Origin of the sequence: Butyrivibrio sp. (assembly GCF_017635265.1) — a bacterium.
Lineage (GTDB): Bacteria > Bacillota > Clostridia > Lachnospirales > Lachnospiraceae > Butyrivibrio.
In genome coordinates, this window is record NZ_JAGBLU010000025.1 from 22,599 (window position 1) to 44,347 (window position 21,749).

The window sequence follows — 21,749 nt, forward strand, 5'->3', positions numbered from 1 at the left end:
TGTAATAAGAAGGAGATTTTGTAATTTGAAACACGAACATAGAGGTTCATTTTCAGGAAAAATAGGTTTTGTATTATCAGCTGCCGGGGCGTCGGTAGGTCTGGGCAACATTTGGAGATTTCCTTATCTTTGCGCCAAGTACGGCGGAGGAATTTTCCTTATTGTTTATATTATTCTGGCACTTACATTCGGATATACCATGATCATTGCAGAGACAGCAATTGGAAGACATACAGGAAAAAGCCCTGTTGGAGCATTTAAGAGTATCAGTAACAATAAGCTGATGGAGCTTGGCGGATGGATCAATGCAATAATCCCTATTCTGATAGTTCCTTATTATTCGGTAATTGGCGGTTGGGTATGCAAATATCTTTTTGAATACATCAGGAATGATGCGAATGTAATAGCAAGTGATACTTTTTTTACCGATTTTATAACTGATGGTATAGCCTCAGAATTTTGGTTTATAGTTTTTTCTGCTCTTGTTATGATAGTAATCTTTATGGGAGTTGAGGGCGGAATAGAGCGTGTATCCAAAATGGTTATGCCTGTTCTGGTAGTGCTTGCTGTTATTATCAGTGTGTATTCAGTTACAAGACCCGGTGCTTTAGAAGGAGTAAAGTATCTCTTTGTTCCCAACTTTGAGAACTTTTCTCTTATGACCATTGTTACAGCCATGGGACAGATGTTTTATTCTTTGTCAATTGCTATGGGAATCCTTATTACATTCGGCTCATACATAAAAAAAGAAGTCAGCATTGAAGGTTCAACCAGGCAGGTTGAGATTTTTGATACTGCAATAGCAATTCTTGCCAGCCTTATGATAATACCGGCAGTATTTTCTTTTCACCATGGTGATGAGAGCATGTTAAAAGCAGGTCCTTCGCTTATGTTCATAACTATGCCGCAGATTTTTGCCGGCATGGGTTTTGGTAAGATCATAGGGATACTTTTCTTTGCGCTTGTACTTTTTGCGGCAGCAACAAGCGCCATAGCGCTTACAGAAAGCGCAGTTTCCACATTTTCCGATGAGTTTAAGTGGAGCAGGAAAAAAGGAAGCGTGATAATGATAATTGTCATGTTGGTACTTGGAAGTTTATCTTCCCTTGGAAATGGACCGCTTAGCAGCGTGACTATAATCGGAATGCAGTTTCTTGATTTCTTTGATTTCCTTACAAACTCAGTTATGATGCCGATTGCAGCCTTTGCAATCTGTATTCTCGTAACAAGGTATATGGGGATAAAAAAACTTGAAGAAGAAGTTGAGCAGGAGGGACATCCTTTCAAAAGAAAAAGAATCTTCTCTTTTATGATCAGATTCCTATGTCCGGTATTCGTTGTTATTATTCTGGTAAGTGCTGTACTTAATGTGTTTGGAATTATCAGTATGTGATAAAAATTATTGCGACATAAACAGGTGATTTATGTCGCAATTTTTATGTGAAATAATAATGATCAGTTTGTCTTTCTGTCATACATGTTGATGATGAATTTGCATATGCTGACCGTAAGCGTGTTGGGATGCTTAATGCATGTATATAGTAGTTTGTTGGATTTGGAGGTGATGTCTACTTTTGTGGACATCACTTTTTCTCTTACATCCGGTCTGAAAAAAATTGACCGTACACCCTTGGATGTGCTCATATCCGAAGTTCGTAATACGTTTTTCAAGATAATAAGGAGCATCATAACAAACTCCCGATCCATTTGCTGCTCATAATTTGGAATATCTTTTGCTGCAATAATATTTCTAAAAGTTTTATCGGTCAGCTCCAAATTTGAAAGGAGCTTTGGACTATAGGAATGTGCTATTGAACTTTTTACAAGTCTGTAGTGATAGTAGTAACCGTCTTCTACAACCACAAGACGCTTGCAGTCCAAAAGGCATGGAAGCATTATATTCACATCTTCACTCATGGAGATGTCGGTATTACAATATTTTATATTTGATATCAATAGCTTTCTGGAAATAAGCTTCATGCATCTTGACATTATAACAGGACGAACTTCATCTCCAAGAAGATGTGAATGAAGCTGTTTAAGATTATTTCCTGTGTATTCACCGGGGGCAAGAGACTGTGTTTCTTTGCGGCGTTCTCCGGCCTTTTCTACTATATAATTGCTGGATATGATTTCTGAATCGGAAAAAGACGGATTGGTATGTGACATCAATTCTTTTGCCAGACAAAGGTCTATCCAGTCATCACTATCGACATATGAAAGGTAATCGGCCGTGGCTGCTTTCGTACCTTCTATCCAGGCTGACATGAGACCACCGTTGGTTTTATGGATAACTCTGACACGGGAATCTTTTTTTGTGTATTCATCACACATGGCGGGACTCACATTGTCAGTAGAACCATCGTCAACGAGAATTACTTCAATATCTGAAAAAGTCTGGCCTAAAACAGACTGCATGCACTGATCAAGGTATTTTGCAGTGTTATATACCGGAATGATAAAACTTATTTTTGCCATTAAAATGCTCCTGGGATTATTCTTAGTTTATATTATCATACCGACTTTTTTTAACAAAGAGTAATTATGATAATGATAGCCTTTATATGCATTTTAGGTTAAAATTATAGGTATAAAAAATCTCTTTTTGGAGGTGAGGCTATGGGAAAGGTCTTTCATGTTGACAAACAGATTGCAAACAAAAATGTTGAGGATTCTGTTACAGAATGGACTAAGGTTGTTAAGTATGATGATATAAATGCAGAGGACAGGCTCTTTGGCGGTAAACTTATGAGCTGGATCGATGAGGTTGCCGGAACAGTGGCAGTAAGGCATTCAGGTAATCCGATAGCTACTGCGGCGATTGATAACATGCAGTTCAAACAGGGCGCCGTTCTTGGGGATGTTCTTGTAATGATAGGCAAGATCACTTACGTTGGAAGAACTTCAATGGAAGTCAGGGTTGATACATACGTTGAGGATGTAAAGACAGGAATGAGGCATGTTCTTAACAGAGCTTATCTTACCGAAGTATGCATTGATGATGATGGAACGCCATGTATAGTGCCTTACGGACTCAATGTAAAGACTGAAAGTGAGAAGGCAGAGTGGGAAGGTGCTGTAAAGAGACGTGAACTTCGCAAACAGCGCCGTATGGAAGGCTTCTAAATTATCATAAAATATTTATAAAGACGTTGAAATTAGTTATAGGGAGTGTTAAACTTTTGTCATATGGCGAAGTTTAACACTTTCTTTACTTATAGACAAATGGAGGTTTATTAAAATGAGTAAGAGCTTTGACGACATTCTTGCTAAACTTAAGACAGCCGGCACCAAGAAGATGTCTGTTGCGGTTGCACAGGACACACATGTGCTGGAGGCTGTTAAGATCGCTAAGGAGAGAGGAATTGTAGATTCAGTTCTTGTTGGCGACAAAGAGCTGATCGAGGAGAAGGCAAAAGAGGTTGGAATGAACCTTTCAGACTACGAGATCATTGATGTTAAGGATACTATTGAGGCTGCACGTACAGCTGTTTCACTTGTATCATCAGGCAAGGCGGATATTTACATGAAGGGTGCTCTTGAGTCAAAAGACTTCCTTAAGAGTGTGCTTGATAAGGAGGTTGGTCTTCGTACAGGTCGTCCTCTTTCCCACGTTTGTGTATTTGAGATTCCGGGCATTGATCGTCTCCTGTTCCTTACAGACGTTGCTTTTATGCCATATCCGACTCTTGAAGATAAAAAAGTTATTATTGAATATACAGTAGATGTTGCCAGAGCATGCGGCGTAGATTGTCCAAAGGTTGCTCCTCTTGCAGCAGTTGAAGTTGTTAACCCCAAGATGCCTGTTACTGTTGAGGCTGCAGAGCTTACAAGAATGTGTGAAGAGGGTGAGATCAAGAATTGTATCGTTGACGGACCTCTTTCAATGGATCTTGCTATTGATCCGGAGGCAGCCAAGCATAAGGCAGGAGCCCTTGACAGAAAGATTGTTGGCGATGCCGATATTCTTCTTTTCCCTGACATTCATGCCGGTAACCTTACATACAAGACTATCGTAAGACTTGCAACAGTTAAGAACGGTAACATTCTCACAGGTACTAAGGCTCCCGTAATCCTTACATCCAGATCTGATTCTGTTGAAGTAAAGGTTAATTCAATTGCACTTGCAGCAGTAGTAGCTGAAGACAAAAAGAAAGGAATCTTATAATTATGATAAAAAGCTTAATTATTAATCCGGGTTCTACTTCTACAAAAGTTGGTATTTTCGAGGATGAGACTCTTGTAAAAGAGGAAACGTTAAGACACAGCACAGAGGAAATCAATCAGTTTGCAAGCATTATTGATCAGAAAGATTTCCGTAAAAATATTATTCTTGATTTTCTTAAAAAGGAAAGTATCGACATTAAGTCTTTTAACGTTATCGTAGGAAGAGGCGGACTTTTAAGACCTATTCCGGGAGGCACATATGAGTGTACAGATGCTCTTTTGGAGGACCTTAAAAAAGGTGTTCAGGGGCAGCACGCTTCTAACCTCGGCGGAATCCTTGCAAGAGAGATTGGTGATGAAATCGGAGTTCCTTCTTATATTGTTGACCCCGTAGTAGTTGATGAGATGGAGCCAGTAGCCCGTATTTCAGGTGTTCCTGAGATTGAACGTGTTTCTATAGACCATCCTCTTAATCAGAAGGCTGTTGCCAGAAGATATGCAAAAGAGATTGGCAAAAAATATGATGAAATCAGTGTAATTGTTGTACATATGGGTGGTGGTACATCTACAGGCGTTCATAAGAACGGCAAGATGGTAGATGTGTATGCAGCCCTTAATGGCGATGGCGCATTCTCACCTGAAAGAGCAAACGGAATTCCTGCCAAGGCTCTTGTGGATATGTGCTTCTCAGGTAAGTACACATATGAAGAGATGAAAAAGAAGATTGTCGGAGGCGGCGGACTTAACGCATATCTTGGAACCAACGATATGAGAGAGGTTAACAAGATGTGTGATGAGGGCAACGAAAAAGCAATTCTCGTTCGTGATGCTTTCGTATATCAGATTTGTAAGAACATCGGAGCCTGCGCAACAGTTCTTAAGGGAAAGGTTGATCAGATAATTCTTACAGGTGGTATCGCTTACGGACAGGTTATCACCGATGCCATCAAGGAAAGAGTTGATTGGATATGTCCTGTAACTGTATATCCCGGAGAAGATGAACTTCTTGCTCTTGCACAGGGGGCTATCCGTGTAATGAACGGTGAAGAACAGGCTAAAGAATATTGATAGGTTATTATGGGTGTCGGTTTTTTGATCGGCACCTTTTTTATTGGAGAGGGATATATTAGGGCCTTTTTGTATGAAGGAGCTTGTTATTGAAAAGCAAACATAAATCTGCTACAATGTACAACGGACTTTTGCTAAAATATTGGGTTATTATACCCTTTTTTATGAGGAATAGAACATGAGTATTATTGATAAGATTATTGGTACACATAGTGAAAGAGAGTTAAAAAGAATCCGTGGTACAGTAGATGCTATTGAGGCTTTGAGACCTAAGATGCAGGCGCTTTCAGATGAAGAGCTTAAGGGGAAAACCGAAGAGTTTAAAAAGCGACTTGCTAATGGAGAAACGCTTGATGACATTATGCCTGAAGCTTATGCAACAGTCAGAGAAGCAGGTAAACGTGTTCTTGGAATGGAGCACTTTAGAGTTCAGCTTATTGGTGGTGTGATTCTTCATCAGGGACGAATCGCAGAGATGAGAACCGGTGAAGGTAAGACACTTGTTGCTACACTTCCGTCATATCTTGATGCTCTTGAGGGAAAAGGAGTTCATGTTGTTACGGTTAATGATTACCTTGCTAAGCGTGATGCTGAGTGGATGGGTAAGATTCATGAGTTTCTTGGTCTCTCTGTAGGTGTTGTATTAAACAGCATGAGTTCTGAAGAGAGAAGAGCAGCATATAACTGTGATATCACTTATGTTACTAACAACGAACTTGGTTTTGATTATCTTCGTGATAATATGGCTATCTATAAAGAGCAGTGCGTACTCCGTGGCCTTAACTACGCTATCATCGATGAGATTGACTCAATCCTTATTGATGAGGCCCGCACACCTCTTATTATTTCAGGTCAGTCTGATAAGTCTACCAAGCTTTACGAGGCATGCGATATTCTTGCCAAGCAGATGACCAGAGGCGAGGATATGGAAGAACTTACCAAGATGGATGCCATCATGGGAGTTGAGAGGGAAGAGACCGGTGACTTTATCGTCAATGAAAAAGACAAGATTGTAAATCTTACTGCGCAGGGTGTTGCCAAGGTTGAGAGATTCTTTAGAATAGAAAATCTTGCTGATCCGGAGAATCTTGAAATCCAGCATAACATTATCCTTGCTCTTCGTGCGAACAATCTGATGCAGAGAGATCACGACTATATCGTTAAGGATGATGAGGTTCTTATTGTCGATGAGTTTACAGGTCGTGTAATGCCCGGAAGACGTTATTCGGATGGTCTTCATCAGGCTATTGAGGCAAAAGAGCATGTTAAAGTTAAGAGAGAGTCCAAGACTCTTGCAACAATCACTTTCCAGAACTTCTTTAACAAGTTTGAAAAGAAGTGCGGTATGACAGGTACTGCTCTTACAGAGGAGAGAGAATTCCGTGATATATACGGAATGGACGTTATTGAGATTCCTACAAATGAACCTGTAATCCGTAAGGATCTTCAGGATGCCGTATATAAGACCAAAAAAGAAAAGCTAAATGCCATCTGTGATGCAGTAGAAGAGGCACATGCAAAAGGTCAGCCTGTACTTGTTGGTACTATTACAATTGAGTCTTCCGAGGAACTTAGTAAGCTCCTTAGAAAAAGAGGAATCCAGCATCAGGTACTTAATGCCAAGTTCCACGAGATGGAGGCTGAGATTGTAGCTGAAGCCGGTAAGCATGGCGCTGTTACAATTGCCACTAATATGGCAGGCCGTGGTACTGATATTAAGCTTGACGAGGAGTCAAGGGCAGCAGGTGGTCTTAAGATAATCGGTACAGAGAGACACGAGAGCAGACGTATTGATAATCAGCTCCGTGGTCGTTCAGGTCGTCAGGGAGATCCCGGTGAATCCAAGTTCTATCTTTCACTTGAGGATAACCTTATGAGACTCTTTGGTTCAGAGAGACTTATTTCAATGTTCAATGCCCTTAAGATTCCTGATGGACAGGAAATTGAGCATTCATCTCTTTCAAAGGCTATTGAGTCTGCTCAGAAGAAGATTGAGTCCAACAACTATGCAATCAGAAAGAACCTTCTTGAGTACGATCAGGTTAATAATGAACAGAGAGAAATCATCTATGCGGAGCGTAAGAAAGTTCTTGACGGGGATTCCATGAGGGATTCAATCTACAAGATGATTACAGATATTGTTGAAGGTGCGGTAGAGACAGTTATAGGAGAAGAGAATGATCCTGATAACTGGAATCTTGCTGAACTTAATGAACTTTTGCTTCCGACTGTTCCGCTTAAAAAGATTACAAGAGGTCGTATCGAGACTCTTACAAAGGCAGGACTTCTTCAGCAGCTTAAGGAAGAAGCTGTTAAGCTCTACGAGGCAAAAGAGGCAGAGTTTCCTGAACCTGAAACTATTCGTGAGATTGAGCGAGTTATCCTTCTAAAGGTTATTGATAGAAAGTGGATGGATCATATCGATGATATGGATCAGCTTCGTCAGGGTGTCGGACTTCAGGCTTATGGTCAGAGAGACCCTAAGCTTGAGTATAAGCTTGCAGGCTATGAGATGTTTGATGATATGACCAAAAATATCAAGGAAGATACAGTGAGACTTCTTTTCCATGTACACATCGAAGAGAGAGTTGAGCGTGAGCAGGTGGCTAAGGTTACCGGAACCAATAAGGATGACTCAGTGGCAAAGGCTCCTGTTAAGAGAGTTGAAGCTAAAGTTTATCCTAATGATCCATGCCCGTGCGGAAGTGGTAAAAAGTTTAAGAATTGTCATGGAAGAGTTTAAGTAATTAGAAAGGTAAGTATATGGTAGTTTTAGATCAGATGAAGGTTGAGATTCAGAATCTGCAGGATACGCTGAAAGAGGTAACTGCTTCTCTTGACCTTGAGTCTAAGAAAAAGATAATTGAAGAGCTTAGTCGTGAGATGGAAGAGCCGGGGTTCTGGGATGATGCAGAAAAGGCTAACAAAAAGACAAAAGATCTTAAGAATATGCAGGATCTTGTAGAAAACATCGAGAGACTTAACTCACAGTATGGTGACATTATCGATCTTATAGACATGCAGAATGCTGAAGGTGTGGATGATGATGATATGGCTGCCGAGATCAGATCGGAGCTTGATGATTTCGAAGAGACACTTGAAAATATCCGTATCAGTAATCTTCTTAATCAGCCTTATGATAAGTATGATGTAATTTTAAGATTAAATGCGGGAGCCGGTGGAACAGAGGCTTGTGACTGGGCAAGCATGTTGTATCGTATGTACACAAGATGGGCAGAAAGAAAGGGCTTTACAACAGAGGTTCTTGACCTTCTTGATGGTGATGAAGCCGGTATAAAGTCAGTTACTTTCCAGATTTCAGGAACAAATGCTTATGGACTTTTAAAGTCAGAACACGGCGTTCACAGACTTGTTCGTATCAGCCCGTTTAATGCTCAGGCCAAGAGACAGACTTCTTTCGTGTCATGTGATGTAATGCCTGATATAGAAGAAGATGTAGATGTAGAAATTAATCCCGATGATCTTAGAATAGATACATACCGTTCAAGTGGTGCCGGCGGACAGCATATCAACAAGACTTCATCAGCTGTTCGTATCACACATATTCCAACAGGTGTTGTTGTTGCCTGCCAGAATGAGCGTTCACAGTTCCAGAACAAGGACAAAGCCATGCAGATGTTGAAAGCTAAACTTTTCATCATGAAACAGGAAGAGCAGGCTGCGAAACTTGACGGAATTCGTGGCGAAGTCAAGGATAATGCCTGGGGAAGTCAGATCAGATCCTATGTGCTTCAGCCATACACAATGGTTAATGATACCAGAACAGGTTTTAAGGCTTCAAATGCTGACGGTGTACTTGACGGAGATCTCGATCCATTCATAAATGCATATCTTAAGTGGCTTGCAACAGGTGGAAAACCTGTTGGAGATACCTCTGAAGACTGATTTAAAGGTGCGGTTTAAAAAGCCGCATCTTTTTACTTTACATAAAAAATATTTCTTCCTTATTTCGCTTTTTCCTAGTACAATGTATTAGGGGAGTTATGACAATGAAAATTATCGAAAATGCGAAGGCACTTTGGAGCCTATTCAAGGATTATCGCTCAATGAACGAGGATGATCTGTCGGATTTTTATCAGTCTAAATGTGACTATTATCAGAATTATGTTGCTATCAGTCTAGTGGTAGGAGCATTTTTTTCAATAACTTATATTTTTTCGGATTATCTGCTTAATGGTACTTTCTTACCGACACTTATTCCACGATTTTCTATACTTATAGCATTGGCTGCTTTTTTGATCCTGATAAATTATGTCCGCGACAGCAGAATCATAACGTTTATTGATTTTGCTCTTGCACATTGCATTGTCCTTGCGACCATGTGGGCTATCTATCATCTGGATATCAAGGTCCATGCCAGTGAGGGATTCATAATCATGAATGTGGTGTTTTTGACAGTTGGGTTTGTATCAAGGCCCAGATACACATTCCTGTCCAGCGTGATTTTTATTCTTGAGATCCTTATTACCAACAATTTTAACCATTATCCCAATCTTGACATAATACTTGCTCTGCAGGTTCCGGTTGGACTTGCGGTTGTTTGTTCACATATTCTTTTGACACTGTATTATCTTGATCACTACAGAGTTGGACAAAAACTTGAACTGGCAATGGTAACAGATCCTTTGACACAGGTTTACAACAGGCATCTTCTTGAAAAGATTGTTACCAAAAACGCTTTTGTGGATGTTACAGGCCCGATTGCTATTGCGATGCTTGATATTGATTTCTTTAAACAGGTCAATGACGAACACGGACATTATACCGGTGACCTTACTCTTTTATACATAGGTAAAAAATTATCCACTGAAACCCATGATGATGATTATGTTATCAGGTTTGGCGGTGAGGAATTTATCATTATTTTCAAGAATTGCGATGTGAACAATGCCTGTGCAAGAATGGAGCAGTTCAGGCGTGACATAGAGGCTGCTACAGATACGCCTGTACCTTTTACTGTGTCGGTTGGTGTTTCCAAGTATACAGGTGATTTTGCAAAGAGTATACAGAATGTGGATTCAGCATTGTATAAGGCCAAAAATACAGGAAGAAACAAGGTAGTTGTGGTATAAATTATAAATATAACCGGATGAAGAAGGCAGCTTATGGGAAACATCAAGGATATACAGGAAAATATTTCAAAGGTCATAGTTGGAAAGGATGAGACAGTTCTTTTAACTGTGGTGGCAATGATTGCCGGGGGACATGTGCTTTTAGAGGATGTGCCCGGTACAGGTAAGACCGTGCTTGCAAAGTCTTTGGCCAGGACAGTTGATGGTACATTTAAAAGAATTCAGTTTACGCCGGATCTTCTCCCGTCTGATATTACAGGACTTAATGTATATCAGATGTCCAAGGGAGAATTTGTTTTTAACAAGGGGCCGGTTTTTTGCAACATCCTTTTGGCTGATGAGATAAACAGGGCAACTCCCAGAACTCAGGCAGGACTTCTTGAGTGTATGGAAGAGAAACAGGTGACAATCGATGGTGCTACCAGAGAACTTGAGAGACCTTTCTTTGTTATAGCGACACAGAATCCTGTTGAGACCAGTGGAACATTCCCTCTTCCGGAGGCTCAGCTTGACAGGTTTCTTATGAAGCTTTCTGTTGGTTTTCCGGACAGAGATGAAGAATTGAAGATCCTTGAGAGATTTGATGGCGGCAGCAGTTCAAAAACTTTGGAAAAATTAAGTGCGGTTGTCACTTTAAAAGAGATTGAAGATATGCACAATGAAGCTATGAAAGTTTCTGTTCATCCACATATCAGGGACTATATTGTGGATATTATCATGGCTACGAGAAACAGAAGGGATGTTGCTTCCGGAGTGAGCACAAGAGGAAGTCTTGCTCTTCTTAATTGCGCCAAGGTTTTAGCTTATGCTGAGGGCAGGGACTATGTGGTTCCTGAGGATGTTAAAAGGCTTGCAATTCCTGTACTGGCCCATAGACTTATACTTGCTTCAGGTTATGGGATAAATGCAGATGCAAGCGGAATAATTCAGAGTATTCTTGATGAAATTTCTGTGCCGACTGAGGTCTTCTGATGCCTATTATACTTATACCGATAGTTATTTTTGCGTTATACAGCTTTGAGAAATGGCTCTTTGGCAATTATTGGGACAAGGGGCTTATGGCCAGACTTGATTTTGTGGAGGAGGCTGTAAATGAGGGAGAAAAGGCTCATTTGCAGGAAGTTATTACAAACAGAAACTTTTTGCCGCTTCATATTTTGCAGGTCAGCTTCCAGACTGATAAGGGGCTTTTGTTCGGAGCAGAAACCAATTCGTCTGTTTCAGACAGAGTCAATGTGACTGATGTATTCAGTCTGGGATTATATGAAAAGATAACAAGGGTAATAGATTTTGACTGTGAAAGAAGAGGATACTACAGCATCTTAAAAACTTCTCTCAAAGCGTCAGATTTTTTTAGCCCTGATATCAGATATAACACCTTTGAACAGCACACGAATATCTATGTTTACCCTTTGTTTCTTTCGGCAGGGAAGATAGAAGTGCCTTTCAGGCAGCTTATGGGAGATGTGCTTTCAAAGCGTTTTTTGTATGAAGACAATTTTACATTTCGCGGTATCAGAGATTATTCGCAGGCAGATCCGCAAAATATGGTGAATTGGAAGGCAACGGCCAGGACTGGTGATCTGAAGGTTAACCTGCATGATCACACATCTTCTCAGGAAGTTAAGTTTATTTTAAATGTGGATGAGCCGGGCATATTGTTCGAAAGTGAGCTTTTAGAGGACTGTATAAGGCTGACAATGTCTTTGGCAGTCAGATTTATTGAGGAAAATGTACCTGTATCTCTTTTGACCAACGGAAGAGATAAGGTGACAGGAGAAAACATAAGATTGTTGGCCGGATCCTCAATGTTGCATGTTTCCAGCATCAAAAGGGCTCTTGCAAGGATAGATCTTGAAAAAATAACTCCTAATTCCATGGCGGCTATAGTAGAGGGGGAGTTGGCAGGAAGTGATATCGGAAATACAACATTTTGTTATATTTCTACCACAAGAGGGGATGACTCCCTAAAAACCGCAGATCTTTTGGCGGATAAAGCAGGGAAGCTTTTGTGGCTGTGCCCGTTAACAAAGGATATGAAGCAGGATGGGCCTGCAAATCCAAGGATAGATTTCAAAGTGGTTACACATGAATAAGAGGATAGAGGTCTTAAGGATAATAAACAACATAGTCATATTGCTGAGCCTTAACGTGCTGGGGATTATGTCAATTGGTCTTGGCGTGAAAAAAGAAGTGGTCATTGTCTTTTTGTGTATCACTTTTGTTTTGGTGATCATTACCCTTGTGCTGGAAAGAATCAGAGGTATACTTGTTTTTTATCCGGAGATATCGGAGGCGTTTTTCTTTATAGCTCTCTATGTTTTTTGCAGAATTGCCAAAATACAACAGGGAGTGATCATAGTCCTTGCAGGAGAGGCTGTTTGGGCAATTCTTGCTGTTTTTTATTACAATGCCAGACAGATTCTTGATGCGATGGCTCCTTTTAAAGATGGTTCAAGTGTTCCTTATGATTTAGTAAAAAAGAATAATGGACGAATGATGGGTATATCTGCTCTGACTGTAGCCGTGTCAATGTTCATTTGCTCATTGTTGGACTATGGAAAAGAGATAGTTTCTGCTATCAAATATGTTACATTCAGGTTTTTCAGATGGCTTTTTGGATTTTTTAAATTTAAAGAGCAGGAAGAATATGTGCCGCTTCAGGAAAGCTACAGCTTTGGACAGCGGCAGAGCCTTTTACCGGAGGATTATGAAGATAATTCCATATGGCACAGCTTGTGGGAAATACTATACTGGGTGCTTGCTGCAGCTGTTGTGATTGTGGTAATTGTCGCTTTCATCAGATGGATATTTGGGTTTTACAAAGCTCTTAAAAATTCAAAGAATGTCCTGAAAGATAAATTGTTAAGGGATAAAGTAGAGTATTTAAGCCCCTTTGATCATAAGGAAAATGGAAGGGACGTCAAGAGAAATGAATCATTTCTTCAGATGAGGCTTAGCAATGAAGGCAGAATAAGGCTTGCGTTTAGAAAGTATATAAAAAACGGAAGCGGTTACCCTGATGTAAAGCAATGTCAGACGCCCAGCGAACTTGAAAAAACATCAAAAGGAAAGGTGTCTGCGGCCATAAATATTTATGAAAAGGCCAGATATAGCAAGCATCAGATAACCGCTGAAGATTTAAGGCTTATGAAAAAAGCTGTAAAGTGACAGTTCCTAAAAAATTGATGTAACATCTGTGATTTGATTATCAGTTACCTTAAATGACCAGATTGAGTGGTCTTTTAACCTGTGCTCTGTAAGGAAAAAAGTGTCTTCAACATTTGATATATAATATGGAGTTCCGCCGCCTATGAAACACTCAGAATAAATGTCTTCATATTTTCCCTGGCTTAAATCAGAAAGCGATGCAGTCTTTATGATAGTTGCATAATCCTGAGAGCCTGTCGTGTCTGTTGAAACTGAAATATAATAGTAGTCCTGAATTTTGGAAATCTGCACCATTCCGGCAACTTCTGCGGGAACGGTGTACTTTTCTTTTACATCTAAAGTATCAAGGTCGCACATTAAAATGTTGGAAGCACCTGCAGAATCTGTGTCGGAGACTCCCGAAACAAAGTAAATATAACCATCTATAATGGAAAAAGAGCGGACATAAATACCGTTAAGCTCGTCAATTCTGCGTATATCTGTTAAATACATTCTGGTGGAATCAGCAGTATGCCTGAAGCAGTAAAGCTCACCTGTAGTAGAACTCCACACGTAGAAAGTATCGGTAACTTCGTTGTAGACAGTGTAGTGAGGCCTGTTTCCGATATCGTAGAAGGTCTGAGTATGGATGAATTTATCATTAACCTTCTCGTAAATCAGAACCCTGTTGTTTTCTGTGTCGTCAATCATATATACGGAGCCGTCACTTGCTATTGTGTGAGGCTGCGTGGCATCGCCGGACATAATGTACCATTCATCAAGCGGGGCATTAAGTTCATCTGAGTAAATTACTCTGTTGTGATAACAATCTACTATGAACCATGTATCGTCCTGTCTGGTGATGTATGTTGGAACACTAAGGGTGGTGTCATAGTTTTGTACAATCTCTATGCCTGCTATGGCATCTTCTATGTCACCGTCATCTTCTGCATCTGCCAGTTCCTGACCTACTGAAGTCAGGCTTGATTCCATAATGTATGTGTCTCCTGTAAAAGGGGTTGCAGGAGTAAGAGTTGTTGAGGCAGCAGATGCCGGATCATTGGAAGTATCATCAGCCAAAATGCCGTCTGCATCCTGTATATTGCATCCTGTCAGCAGTGATAATGCGGTAATCAGGCTTAATGTTTTATGTAAAAATGTTTTATTCATTGGAAATATGTCCTTTTCAAAACTTCTTCTAGTTTACATTATGTTTGTTTCAAGGTAAAGGATATTGAAAAATATACTATAAAACGTTACGATTATTATAATAATATCGCATATTTAGGGGGTATAGTATGGTTACGATCAGTCTCTGTATGATAGTGAAAAATGAAGAAAGCTGTCTCGAAAAGTGTTTGAATAGTTTAAAAGGTCTGGTAGATGAGATGATTGTGGTTGATACCGGCTCAACAGACAAGACAAAAGAAATAGCAGCGAGGTTTGGAGCTAAAATCTTTGATTTTAAGTGGACCGGTGATTTTAGTGAAGCAAGGAATTTCTCTTTTTCCAAGGCTACTTGTGACTATATATACACTGCTGATGCTGACGAGGAGCTGGATGAGGCAAACAGGGACAGATTTATTCAGCTGAAAAGAGATTTGGAAGAGCTTGATATTGATATCGTGCAGATGTACTATTGTAACCAGTTGTCTTTTCGCACGGTGTACAACTATGACCGGGAGCTTAGACCTAAGCTGTTTAAAAGAGTGAGATATTTTGTCTGGGAAGATCCTATCCATGAACAGGTTGTTTTGGATCCTGTTATTGTCAATTCGGAAATAGAGATCATTCATAATCCCGGTGAAAATCATGCAGCCAGAGATCTTGATTCCTTTAGAAAGGCGATTTTGGACGGAAAATATATATCCAGACGTCTTTATGGCATGTATGCCAGAGAGCTGATGATGGCAGGAAGGGATGAAGACTTTTTAAAAGCAAAAACTTTTTTTGAAGAATCGCTGAAAGATACCAATAGAAGCCTTGATGAGATTAAGGAAGGAAGCTGTATTTTGGCGCATATAGCAGTTATTGAGAATGATGCGGCAACTCTTTTGAAATATGCTCTTAAAGTCGCAATAACCGAAATGTCCAGCGAGATGTGTTATGAACTTGGCGATTTTTATTATGAAAAAGGGGACTATGATGAGGCTATAGTGTGGTATTATAATGCAGCGTACGAGTGCGAAAGTATACTGGATATTCAAAAATCAAAAGAACTTCCAAGGCTTGCGATTGCAAAGTGCTACAGAGCTTTAGGCAATGATGAAGTGGCTGCTGACTATGAAAAAGAGGCCTTGGAATCAAAAAAGGAAGAGGAATGTTAGATTTTTACAAGGGAAAAAGGGTGCTTATCACCGGCCATACGGGCTTTAAAGGCAGCTGGCTTACTAAAATTTTAAGTTTAGCGGGAGCCCAAGTATATGGCTATTCTTTACCTCCTGAAGGAGATGAAAACTTATTCGATATTTCTAAAGTGGATGAGAGCATTGAGTCATTTTTTGGAGATATCAGGGACTATGACAGTTTAAAGAAATTTTTTGACGAGGCAAAGCCTGAGATCGTGTTTCATCTTGCTGCGCAGCCTTTGGTCAGGGACTCATACGAAAGACCGCGTTACACTTATGAAACAAATGTCATGGGGACGGTGAATGTATGTGAATGCGTAAGAATGTCCGGAACTGTCAAATCTTTTCTTAATATTACCACAGACAAGGTTTATCAGAATAATGAGTGGGAATGGGGTTACAGAGAGGATGAAAAGCTTGATGGCTATGATCCCTACTCCAACAGTAAGTCCTGCTCAGAACTGGTAACTCATTCTTATATAAATTCATTTTTTGGGGATTTACAGATTGCAACATCGACTGCCAGAGCCGGCAATGTCATTGGCGGCGGCGATTTTGCCAAGGACAGGATTGTTCCTGATCTGGTTCGTGCCTGCAGAAGCGGACAAAAGATCACTTTAAGAAATCCTGACTCTACCAGGCCTTATCAGCATGTACTTGAGGCTTTGTCTGCTTATCTTTTGATTGCAGAAAAACAGTATGAAGATCCGAAGTTTGCAGGATTTTATAATGTTGGACCCAATGATGCAGATGCTGTAACTACGATTAAAATAGCAAGGTTATTCAGGGAAAAATACGGAGAGCCGGAAATTGAAATAAAACCTGATGGTGGTCCTCATGAGGCAAACTATTTAAAGCTTGACTGTTCCAAAATAAAGAGTAAATTAGGATGGGTGCCTAAGTGGGATATCAACATGGCTATTGAAAAGACTGTTGAATGGACTAAGGGCTATTTAGAGGGGCGAGCAGTAGAAATTATGGAAAAAGAAATTAAGGAGCATTTTGATGATTAACAAAGAAGCTGAAAAAGCTGCCAGAGAGAAAATTCTGGAACTTGTGGCAGATTATTACGATAAATTTTTGAAGGTAGATAATTCTGATTTTAACGAAGGTGACAGAATCCCATATTCAGGAAGAGTATTTGATGAGAAGGAAGTTAAGAACCTTGTGGATTCATCCCTTGATTTTTGGCTCACGGCAGGAAGATATACCGATGAATTTGAAAAGAGATTTGGTGAGCTTTTGGGAGTAAAGGGAGTAAGCCTTGTAAACAGCGGATCATCAGCCAATCTTATTGCTTTTATGGCTCTTACAGCACCTGAGCTTGGAGAGAGAAGGGTAAAAAGAGGTGATGAAGTCATAACAGTTGCCTGCGGATTCCCTACAACCATTGCACCGGTTATTCAGTATGGCGCAGTACCTGTATTTGTGGATGTTACAATTCCTCAATATAACATTGATGTGACAAAGCTTGAAGAAGCTTTGAGCGAAAAGACAAAGGCTGTAATGATCGCACATACCCTTGGAAATCCATTTGATCTAAAGAGTGTAAGAGAGTTTTGCGATAAGCATGAGCTTTGGCTTATTGAGGACAACTGCGATGCTTTGGGCTCTGAGTATGAAATAAACGGGGAAACCAGATTTACGGGAACCTGGGGTGATATTGGAACATCAAGCTTTTATCCTCCGCACCACATTACAATGGGCGAGGGCGGCTGTGTATATACGAACAATGGCCTTTTGCACAGACTTGTAAGAAGCTACCGTGACTGGGGAAGAGACTGTGTATGTCCTCCCGGAAAGGACAACTTCTGCGGACACAGGTTTGACGGAAAGTTTGGAGAGCTTCCTGTGGGTTATGACCACAAATATGTTTACAGTCATCTTGGCTATAATCTAAAGGCAACAGATATGCAGGCTGCGGTTGGCTGTGCTCAGCTTGATAAGCTTATTTCTTTTGCAAAAGCGCGTAGAAATAACTGGGATATTCTTAGAAAAGAACTTGAATGTGTCAGCGATCTTCTTATTCTTCCTGAGGCAGCAGACAATTCCAATCCTTCATGGTTTGGATTTATTATGTGTGTAAAAGAAAATGTCGGTGTTTCAAGAAATGACATTACAAAAGCTCTTGAAGATAACAACATTCAGACAAGACTTCTTTTCTCCGGAAATATCATAAAGCACCCTTGCTTTGCTGAGTACAAAGAAGGCGAGGACTATAGGGTAGTGGGCTCTCTTGATGTGACAGACAGAGTAATGAATAATGCATTTTGGGTTGGAGTTTATCCCGGAATGAACGAGAAAAAGATTAAATTTATGGCAGGGGTTATTAAAAAAGCCCTTGGAAGATCCGTATGAAGACCGCAGTTGTAAGTGGAGCTTTTGGTTTTGCCGGAGCCAACCTTGTGGAGCATCTTTTAGATAATAACTATGTTGTTTATGCCATAGGAAGAGCCGGTTCCTCTCACAATGACAGATTTAAGGAAAACGATAGACTTAAAATTCGTTTTGTTGACATGGATGATTATGACAAGATAGCGTCCTTGTTGGAGCCTGAAGATGTATGTGGAAAAGAGATTATTTTTTTCCACTTGTCATGGGGCGGACAAAGAGATGACTTTGATGCACAGCTTAAAAATATTGACGGTGCATTAAAGTTTATGGATAGTGCAATAAGCCTTGTGGGCAAAGCAAAAAGCATTTGCTTCGTGGGTATAGGCTCTCAGGCAGAGTACGGTGAAAAAAGTGATGAAGCTGAGCTTTATGAGCAAGCTTTACCGGAACCGTTTTCTGCCTATGGATCAGCCAAGGCAGCAGCTTTTTATCTCCTTAAGAATAAAGCAAAATTGTCCGAAATACATTTTGTGTGGGGCAGGATATTCAGTCTTATTGGAAAGTATGAGCCGGAAGGCAGAATGCTGCCGGATCTTGTCAGAAAGCTAAGAAATGGTGAGGAAGTTTATCTTAGCTCTTGCAGGCAGTACTGGGATTATATGGATGCTTTTGATGCTGCAAGGGCAATAAGGCTCCTTGGCGAAAAAGGCAGAAACGGCGAAGCTTACAATATTGCCAGTGGTATTTACAAGCCGCTTAAGGAATTTGTAAAAGAGGCTGCCCTTTATTTAAAGGCAGATGAAAAGCTTTTACATTTTGGGGATGATCCAAAACCATATGTTTCTTTTAAACCATCAGTAAAAAAACTTGTAGACGACACCGGATTTGAGGTTAGGGCTTCATTTACGGATTCAATAGAAAAGTATTTTTAAGCTGTAGGGTGAGGCATGTACGAAAGACTTCAGGAACTGATTTCAGACGGAGATTACAAAGAGGCACTCTTTGAATTTCAGGAGGAGTTCTTTCATATTGGCGAAAAAAACGATCAGGAAGCAGCAAAACTTTGCCTTCTTGAAGCTTCTTTGTGGGAAGCTCTTGGGGATAGCTGCGCTGAATTTGACGCTATAGCAAGAGGAATCAGGTATGAGCCTGATAACTACGAGCTTTTTTACATGCTGGGAATTTATTATAGGGATATAAATGTAAACAAAGCATATCTTTGTGTGCAGCAGGCACTATTGTATTGTAATGAGCCTGAGGATGCTGCAGTTATCAAAGATATGCTTTTTGAGCTTAAAAAGGATGCGGCATTTAGAGTAAAAAGCTTAAGCATCATGGTACTTTCCTATAATGATTCCAAGTTACTGGAAAAATGCATCGAGAGTATTGAAACAACATGTCCGATGGATGACACAGAGGTGGTGGTAGTGGATAATAGCTCCACTGATGAAGAAACATGTGTGTTTCTCAGAGATAAAAAGGATACTGCTCAATATGTATTTAAACTTATTGAGAGCAGCGAAAATCTTGGATTTCCGCTTGGATGTAACCTTGGGGCAAAAAACTGTGATCCGGACAGAGATATTCTCTTTCTTAATAATGATGCTGTGTTGATGAAAAATTCCGTGTTCTTTTTGCGTATGGGGCTATATGATGACAAAAATGTGGGGGCAGTGTCTGCTTTATCAAATAGCGCATCTCTTCAGGAAATCGAACCATCTGATTTTGAAAAATATGCCCGGTGTAAGCTGACGAATTTGTGGCATAAAAATATTCCTCTTGATGAAAGCTTTGAAATTTTTAAAAGGTATTCAAAAGATAACAGTATTCCGAAACGTAATTCTTATATAAGAAAGTTCAGGCTTACAGGCTTTGCTTTGATGGTTTCAAAAGAAGCTTTGGATACGGTGTCGGCTGACAGGGAAGTTTTTGACGGACTTTTTTCACCGGGGTATTTTGAGGATGATGATTTGGGAATCAGACTGGCAAGAGCGGGCTTTAGACAGTATGTCTGCGACAACAGTTTTATTTACCATCATGGCGGAGGAGGATTTGAGGGCCACAGCGATGCCATGGAAACGGGCCGTCAAAAGTTTATTGACAAGTGGGGATTTGATGTCTGGAAATACAGCCTTCAATGGGATGAGGCATGTAGGGCTGTAGGAGATATATACAAAGAGAAAAAAGAACCTTTAAGAGTCATTGATTTTACCTGTGGCTTTGGAGCCACAGCATCTTATCTGAAGCATGTCTATCCCGATATTTACGTGGCAGGGGTTTGCAGGACTGCATTTGAAGCAAGCATTGCTCAAAATATTGCCGATGATGTTGCCTGGGGAGATCTGAATTTGGCCAGACTTCCGTGGAAAGATCATTCTTTTGATGTGGCGCTCATAGACAGGAGAGATGTCTGTAAGGTGAGGGCTTCACAATTTATTAAATCAAATGGTATCATTATAGATGAGGAATCTTTAGAAGGAGTAGAATGACGATAGATGCGTTGTAATAATTGCAAGCAGATATTAAATGATAAGATTAGCGGGAAACTGAATTTTTGTCCTATATGCGGGAATAAACTGTTTGATGATGATAAGCAGTTTCTTATTCGTGTTTTTAGTGTGGGGCAAAGAGAGAACCTGCCCGGTAATATGCTGGTATTTGTTGATGAAAGAATTCTTTATGAAGCCAAACCGGGAAATGGAGTCCTTTTTAGCATAAATGGCGGATTTCATACATTTAAATTCAGATGTGGCGTAAGGAGTAAAGTAATTCAGATTCTAATTGATTCTGATTTTGAAGTGAAGTCTTATTATAATACTCTGACCGGGCTTATTGAGACCGGTTTTGCTCCTGTTGAAGGAACTTCAAACGGTCACACTTCTCAGGAAATAGATGCTGAAGAACTATCGCAGCCGATTATGGTTTCTGAAACCGGCGAAAAAGGTTTCAGAATGCTTTTGGGAGAAGATGAACCGGACTATGACATAGTGGCAACAAGTGGACTTTTGGAGGGAAAACTTAAGATATATGGTGATAGGATTGAGTTTTCTCCTGACAATATGAACAAGCCTGACATTACAGATTATATTAATATCGTCTCAGTTAGGCGTAAAATGGGCGCTGTAGACGTTCAATGTGAGGGAAATGTTCATAAAATTTATAGTATTCCGAAAGATATCTACAATGAAGTTATGGTATATTTGACCAATCGGATAGATTCAATAAAGGGCTAGAAGGAAATCAGTTATAATCTCAAAACATAATTACACATATTTTATGATGAAAAACAGCACTTCGGTGCTGTTTGTTTTTTCGTCAATTGTTCAAATAATTCCTGCGGTAAACGAAAGTGCGATAATGTTAGATTGACGTAAAAAAGTGATTATTGTAACAATGAATTGTGAAAAAAGTGTGAACACTTTCGCAAATTCTTGTTATCATATGTATTTTCGTTAAAATGCCAAAAAACAGTCGTCAATCTTGATAAAAATTTATTAGAAAATTCCCTCAAAAAGTGAATGACGAAAAAACGTTAATGTGGTAGACTTTACTTTGCCAAAAGAATGAATATTCACAAGATGAAAAATAA

The 21,749-nt window shown here is 40.0% G+C and carries 18 protein-coding genes; 16 read left to right on the forward strand and 2 right to left on the reverse strand.

Annotation, left to right across the window (positions count from 1 at the left end; translation table 11 throughout):
• Window positions 1-25 precede the first annotated feature (25 nt).
• Window positions 26-1,393: a sodium-dependent transporter gene (locus tag J6O61_RS03215; protein WP_292209526.1), complete on the forward strand. Its 1,368-nt coding sequence runs from the start codon at window positions 26-28 to the stop codon at window positions 1,391-1,393.
• A gap of 62 nt (window positions 1,394-1,455) precedes the next feature.
• On the opposite strand, the gene J6O61_RS03220 is transcribed toward J6O61_RS03215, so the two are convergent.
• Window positions 1,456-2,478, reverse strand: a complete 1,023-nt coding sequence (locus J6O61_RS03220; protein ID WP_292209529.1) for a glycosyltransferase family 2 protein — start codon at window positions 2,476-2,478, stop codon at window positions 1,456-1,458.
• A 141-nt stretch (window positions 2,479-2,619) separates the two neighbouring features.
• Here J6O61_RS03220 and J6O61_RS03225 point away from each other — a divergent pair, with 141 nt between their 5' ends.
• The 9 genes from J6O61_RS03225 to J6O61_RS03265 all read left to right on the forward strand — a co-directional run bounded on the left by J6O61_RS03225 (window position 2,620) and on the right by J6O61_RS03265 (window position 13,499).
• Complete coding sequence (locus J6O61_RS03225; RefSeq protein ID WP_292209532.1) at window positions 2,620-3,126, forward strand: acyl-CoA thioesterase; 507 nt, start codon at window positions 2,620-2,622, stop codon at window positions 3,124-3,126.
• 115 nt (window positions 3,127-3,241) lie between these two features.
• Window positions 3,242-4,168 (forward strand): phosphate butyryltransferase, encoded by a 927-nt coding sequence (gene ptb, locus J6O61_RS03230; protein ID WP_292209534.1) that lies wholly within the window; start codon window positions 3,242-3,244, stop codon window positions 4,166-4,168.
• A 2-nt stretch (window positions 4,169-4,170) separates the two neighbouring features.
• Window positions 4,171-5,235, forward strand: coding sequence for a butyrate kinase (gene buk / locus J6O61_RS03235; RefSeq protein WP_330613715.1), 1,065 nt, complete (start codon window positions 4,171-4,173; stop codon window positions 5,233-5,235).
• Window positions 5,236-5,413: 178 nt separating this feature from the next.
• Window positions 5,414-7,978 (forward strand): preprotein translocase subunit SecA, encoded by a 2,565-nt coding sequence (gene secA / locus J6O61_RS03240; protein ID WP_292209536.1) that lies wholly within the window; start codon window positions 5,414-5,416, stop codon window positions 7,976-7,978.
• Between the two features lie 20 nt (window positions 7,979-7,998).
• Window positions 7,999-9,141, forward strand: coding sequence for a peptide chain release factor 2 (gene prfB, locus J6O61_RS03245; RefSeq protein WP_292209538.1), 1,143 nt, complete (start codon window positions 7,999-8,001; stop codon window positions 9,139-9,141).
• A gap of 104 nt (window positions 9,142-9,245) precedes the next feature.
• Entirely contained in the window at window positions 9,246-10,328 is a 1,083-nt protein-coding gene (locus J6O61_RS03250; protein WP_292209539.1) for a GGDEF domain-containing protein, read from the forward strand.
• A 33-nt stretch (window positions 10,329-10,361) separates the two neighbouring features.
• Window positions 10,362-11,300 (forward strand): AAA family ATPase, encoded by a 939-nt coding sequence (locus J6O61_RS03255; RefSeq protein WP_292209541.1) that lies wholly within the window; start codon window positions 10,362-10,364, stop codon window positions 11,298-11,300.
• Window positions 11,300-12,424, forward strand: coding sequence for a DUF58 domain-containing protein (locus tag J6O61_RS03260; protein ID WP_292209544.1), 1,125 nt, complete (start codon window positions 11,300-11,302; stop codon window positions 12,422-12,424). Before J6O61_RS03255 ends, J6O61_RS03260 begins: the two co-directional genes overlap by 1 nt.
• The gene (locus J6O61_RS03265; protein ID WP_292209547.1) at window positions 12,417-13,499 is read left to right on the forward strand and encodes a hypothetical protein; all 1,083 of its coding nucleotides are present in this window, start codon (window positions 12,417-12,419) and stop codon (window positions 13,497-13,499) included. The genes J6O61_RS03260 and J6O61_RS03265 overlap by 8 nt, the downstream gene beginning before the upstream one ends.
• A 6-nt stretch (window positions 13,500-13,505) precedes the next feature.
• Here J6O61_RS03265 and J6O61_RS03270 read toward each other — a convergent pair whose 3' ends face one another.
• Complete coding sequence (locus J6O61_RS03270) at window positions 13,506-14,648, reverse strand: hypothetical protein (protein ID WP_292209549.1); 1,143 nt, start codon at window positions 14,646-14,648, stop codon at window positions 13,506-13,508.
• Between the two features lie 128 nt (window positions 14,649-14,776).
• Here J6O61_RS03270 and J6O61_RS03275 point away from each other — a divergent pair, with 128 nt between their 5' ends.
• From J6O61_RS03275 to J6O61_RS03300, 6 genes are read left to right on the forward strand one after another with little or no spacing between them, the layout of a single operon-like run.
• Window positions 14,777-15,805 (forward strand): glycosyltransferase, encoded by a 1,029-nt coding sequence (locus J6O61_RS03275; protein ID WP_292209551.1) that lies wholly within the window; start codon window positions 14,777-14,779, stop codon window positions 15,803-15,805.
• A complete protein-coding gene (rfbG, locus tag J6O61_RS03280) occupies window positions 15,799-16,839 on the forward strand; it encodes a CDP-glucose 4,6-dehydratase (protein ID WP_292209553.1) in 1,041 nt (346 codons plus the stop codon). Before J6O61_RS03275 ends, rfbG begins: the two co-directional genes overlap by 7 nt.
• The gene (rfbH, locus tag J6O61_RS03285) at window positions 16,829-18,184 is read left to right on the forward strand and encodes a lipopolysaccharide biosynthesis protein RfbH (RefSeq protein WP_442861690.1); all 1,356 of its coding nucleotides are present in this window, start codon (window positions 16,829-16,831) and stop codon (window positions 18,182-18,184) included. Before rfbG ends, rfbH begins: the two co-directional genes overlap by 11 nt.
• Window positions 18,181-19,092, forward strand: a complete 912-nt coding sequence (locus J6O61_RS03290; RefSeq protein WP_292209558.1) for an NAD-dependent epimerase/dehydratase family protein — start codon at window positions 18,181-18,183, stop codon at window positions 19,090-19,092. Before rfbH ends, J6O61_RS03290 begins: the two co-directional genes overlap by 4 nt.
• A gap of 15 nt (window positions 19,093-19,107) precedes the next feature.
• Window positions 19,108-20,649, forward strand: coding sequence for a glycosyltransferase (locus J6O61_RS03295; RefSeq protein ID WP_292209561.1), 1,542 nt, complete (start codon window positions 19,108-19,110; stop codon window positions 20,647-20,649).
• Between the two features lie 6 nt (window positions 20,650-20,655).
• Window positions 20,656-21,393: a hypothetical protein gene (locus J6O61_RS03300; RefSeq protein ID WP_292209563.1), complete on the forward strand. Its 738-nt coding sequence runs from the start codon at window positions 20,656-20,658 to the stop codon at window positions 21,391-21,393.
• Window positions 21,394-21,749: the final 356 nt, after the last annotated feature.

Coding starts and splice junctions, on each gene's coding strand:
- J6O61_RS03260 (WP_292209544.1), top strand. CDS start 11,300: ATGCCTATTATACTTATACCGATAGTTATTTTTGCGTTATACAGCTTT.
- J6O61_RS03265 (WP_292209547.1), top strand. CDS start 12,417: ATGAATAAGAGGATAGAGGTCTTAAGGATAATAAACAACATAGTCATA.
- J6O61_RS03290 (WP_292209558.1), top strand. CDS start 18,181: ATGAAGACCGCAGTTGTAAGTGGAGCTTTTGGTTTTGCCGGAGCCAAC.
- J6O61_RS03270 (WP_292209549.1), bottom strand. CDS start 14,648: ATGAATAAAACATTTTTACATAAAACATTAAGCCTGATTACCGCATTA.
- J6O61_RS03275 (WP_292209551.1), top strand. CDS start 14,777: ATGGTTACGATCAGTCTCTGTATGATAGTGAAAAATGAAGAAAGCTGT.
- J6O61_RS03295 (WP_292209561.1), top strand. CDS start 19,108: ATGTACGAAAGACTTCAGGAACTGATTTCAGACGGAGATTACAAAGAG.
- J6O61_RS03250 (WP_292209539.1), top strand. CDS start 9,246: ATGAAAATTATCGAAAATGCGAAGGCACTTTGGAGCCTATTCAAGGAT.
- prfB (WP_292209538.1), top strand. CDS start 7,999: ATGGTAGTTTTAGATCAGATGAAGGTTGAGATTCAGAATCTGCAGGAT.
- rfbG (WP_292209553.1), top strand. CDS start 15,799: ATGTTAGATTTTTACAAGGGAAAAAGGGTGCTTATCACCGGCCATACG.
- ptb (WP_292209534.1), top strand. CDS start 3,242: ATGAGTAAGAGCTTTGACGACATTCTTGCTAAACTTAAGACAGCCGGC.
- J6O61_RS03300 (WP_292209563.1), top strand. CDS start 20,656: ATGCGTTGTAATAATTGCAAGCAGATATTAAATGATAAGATTAGCGGG.
- J6O61_RS03225 (WP_292209532.1), top strand. CDS start 2,620: ATGGGAAAGGTCTTTCATGTTGACAAACAGATTGCAAACAAAAATGTT.
- J6O61_RS03220 (WP_292209529.1), bottom strand. CDS start 2,478: ATGGCAAAAATAAGTTTTATCATTCCGGTATATAACACTGCAAAATAC.
- J6O61_RS03255 (WP_292209541.1), top strand. CDS start 10,362: ATGGGAAACATCAAGGATATACAGGAAAATATTTCAAAGGTCATAGTT.
- buk (WP_330613715.1), top strand. CDS start 4,171: ATGATAAAAAGCTTAATTATTAATCCGGGTTCTACTTCTACAAAAGTT.
- secA (WP_292209536.1), top strand. CDS start 5,414: ATGAGTATTATTGATAAGATTATTGGTACACATAGTGAAAGAGAGTTA.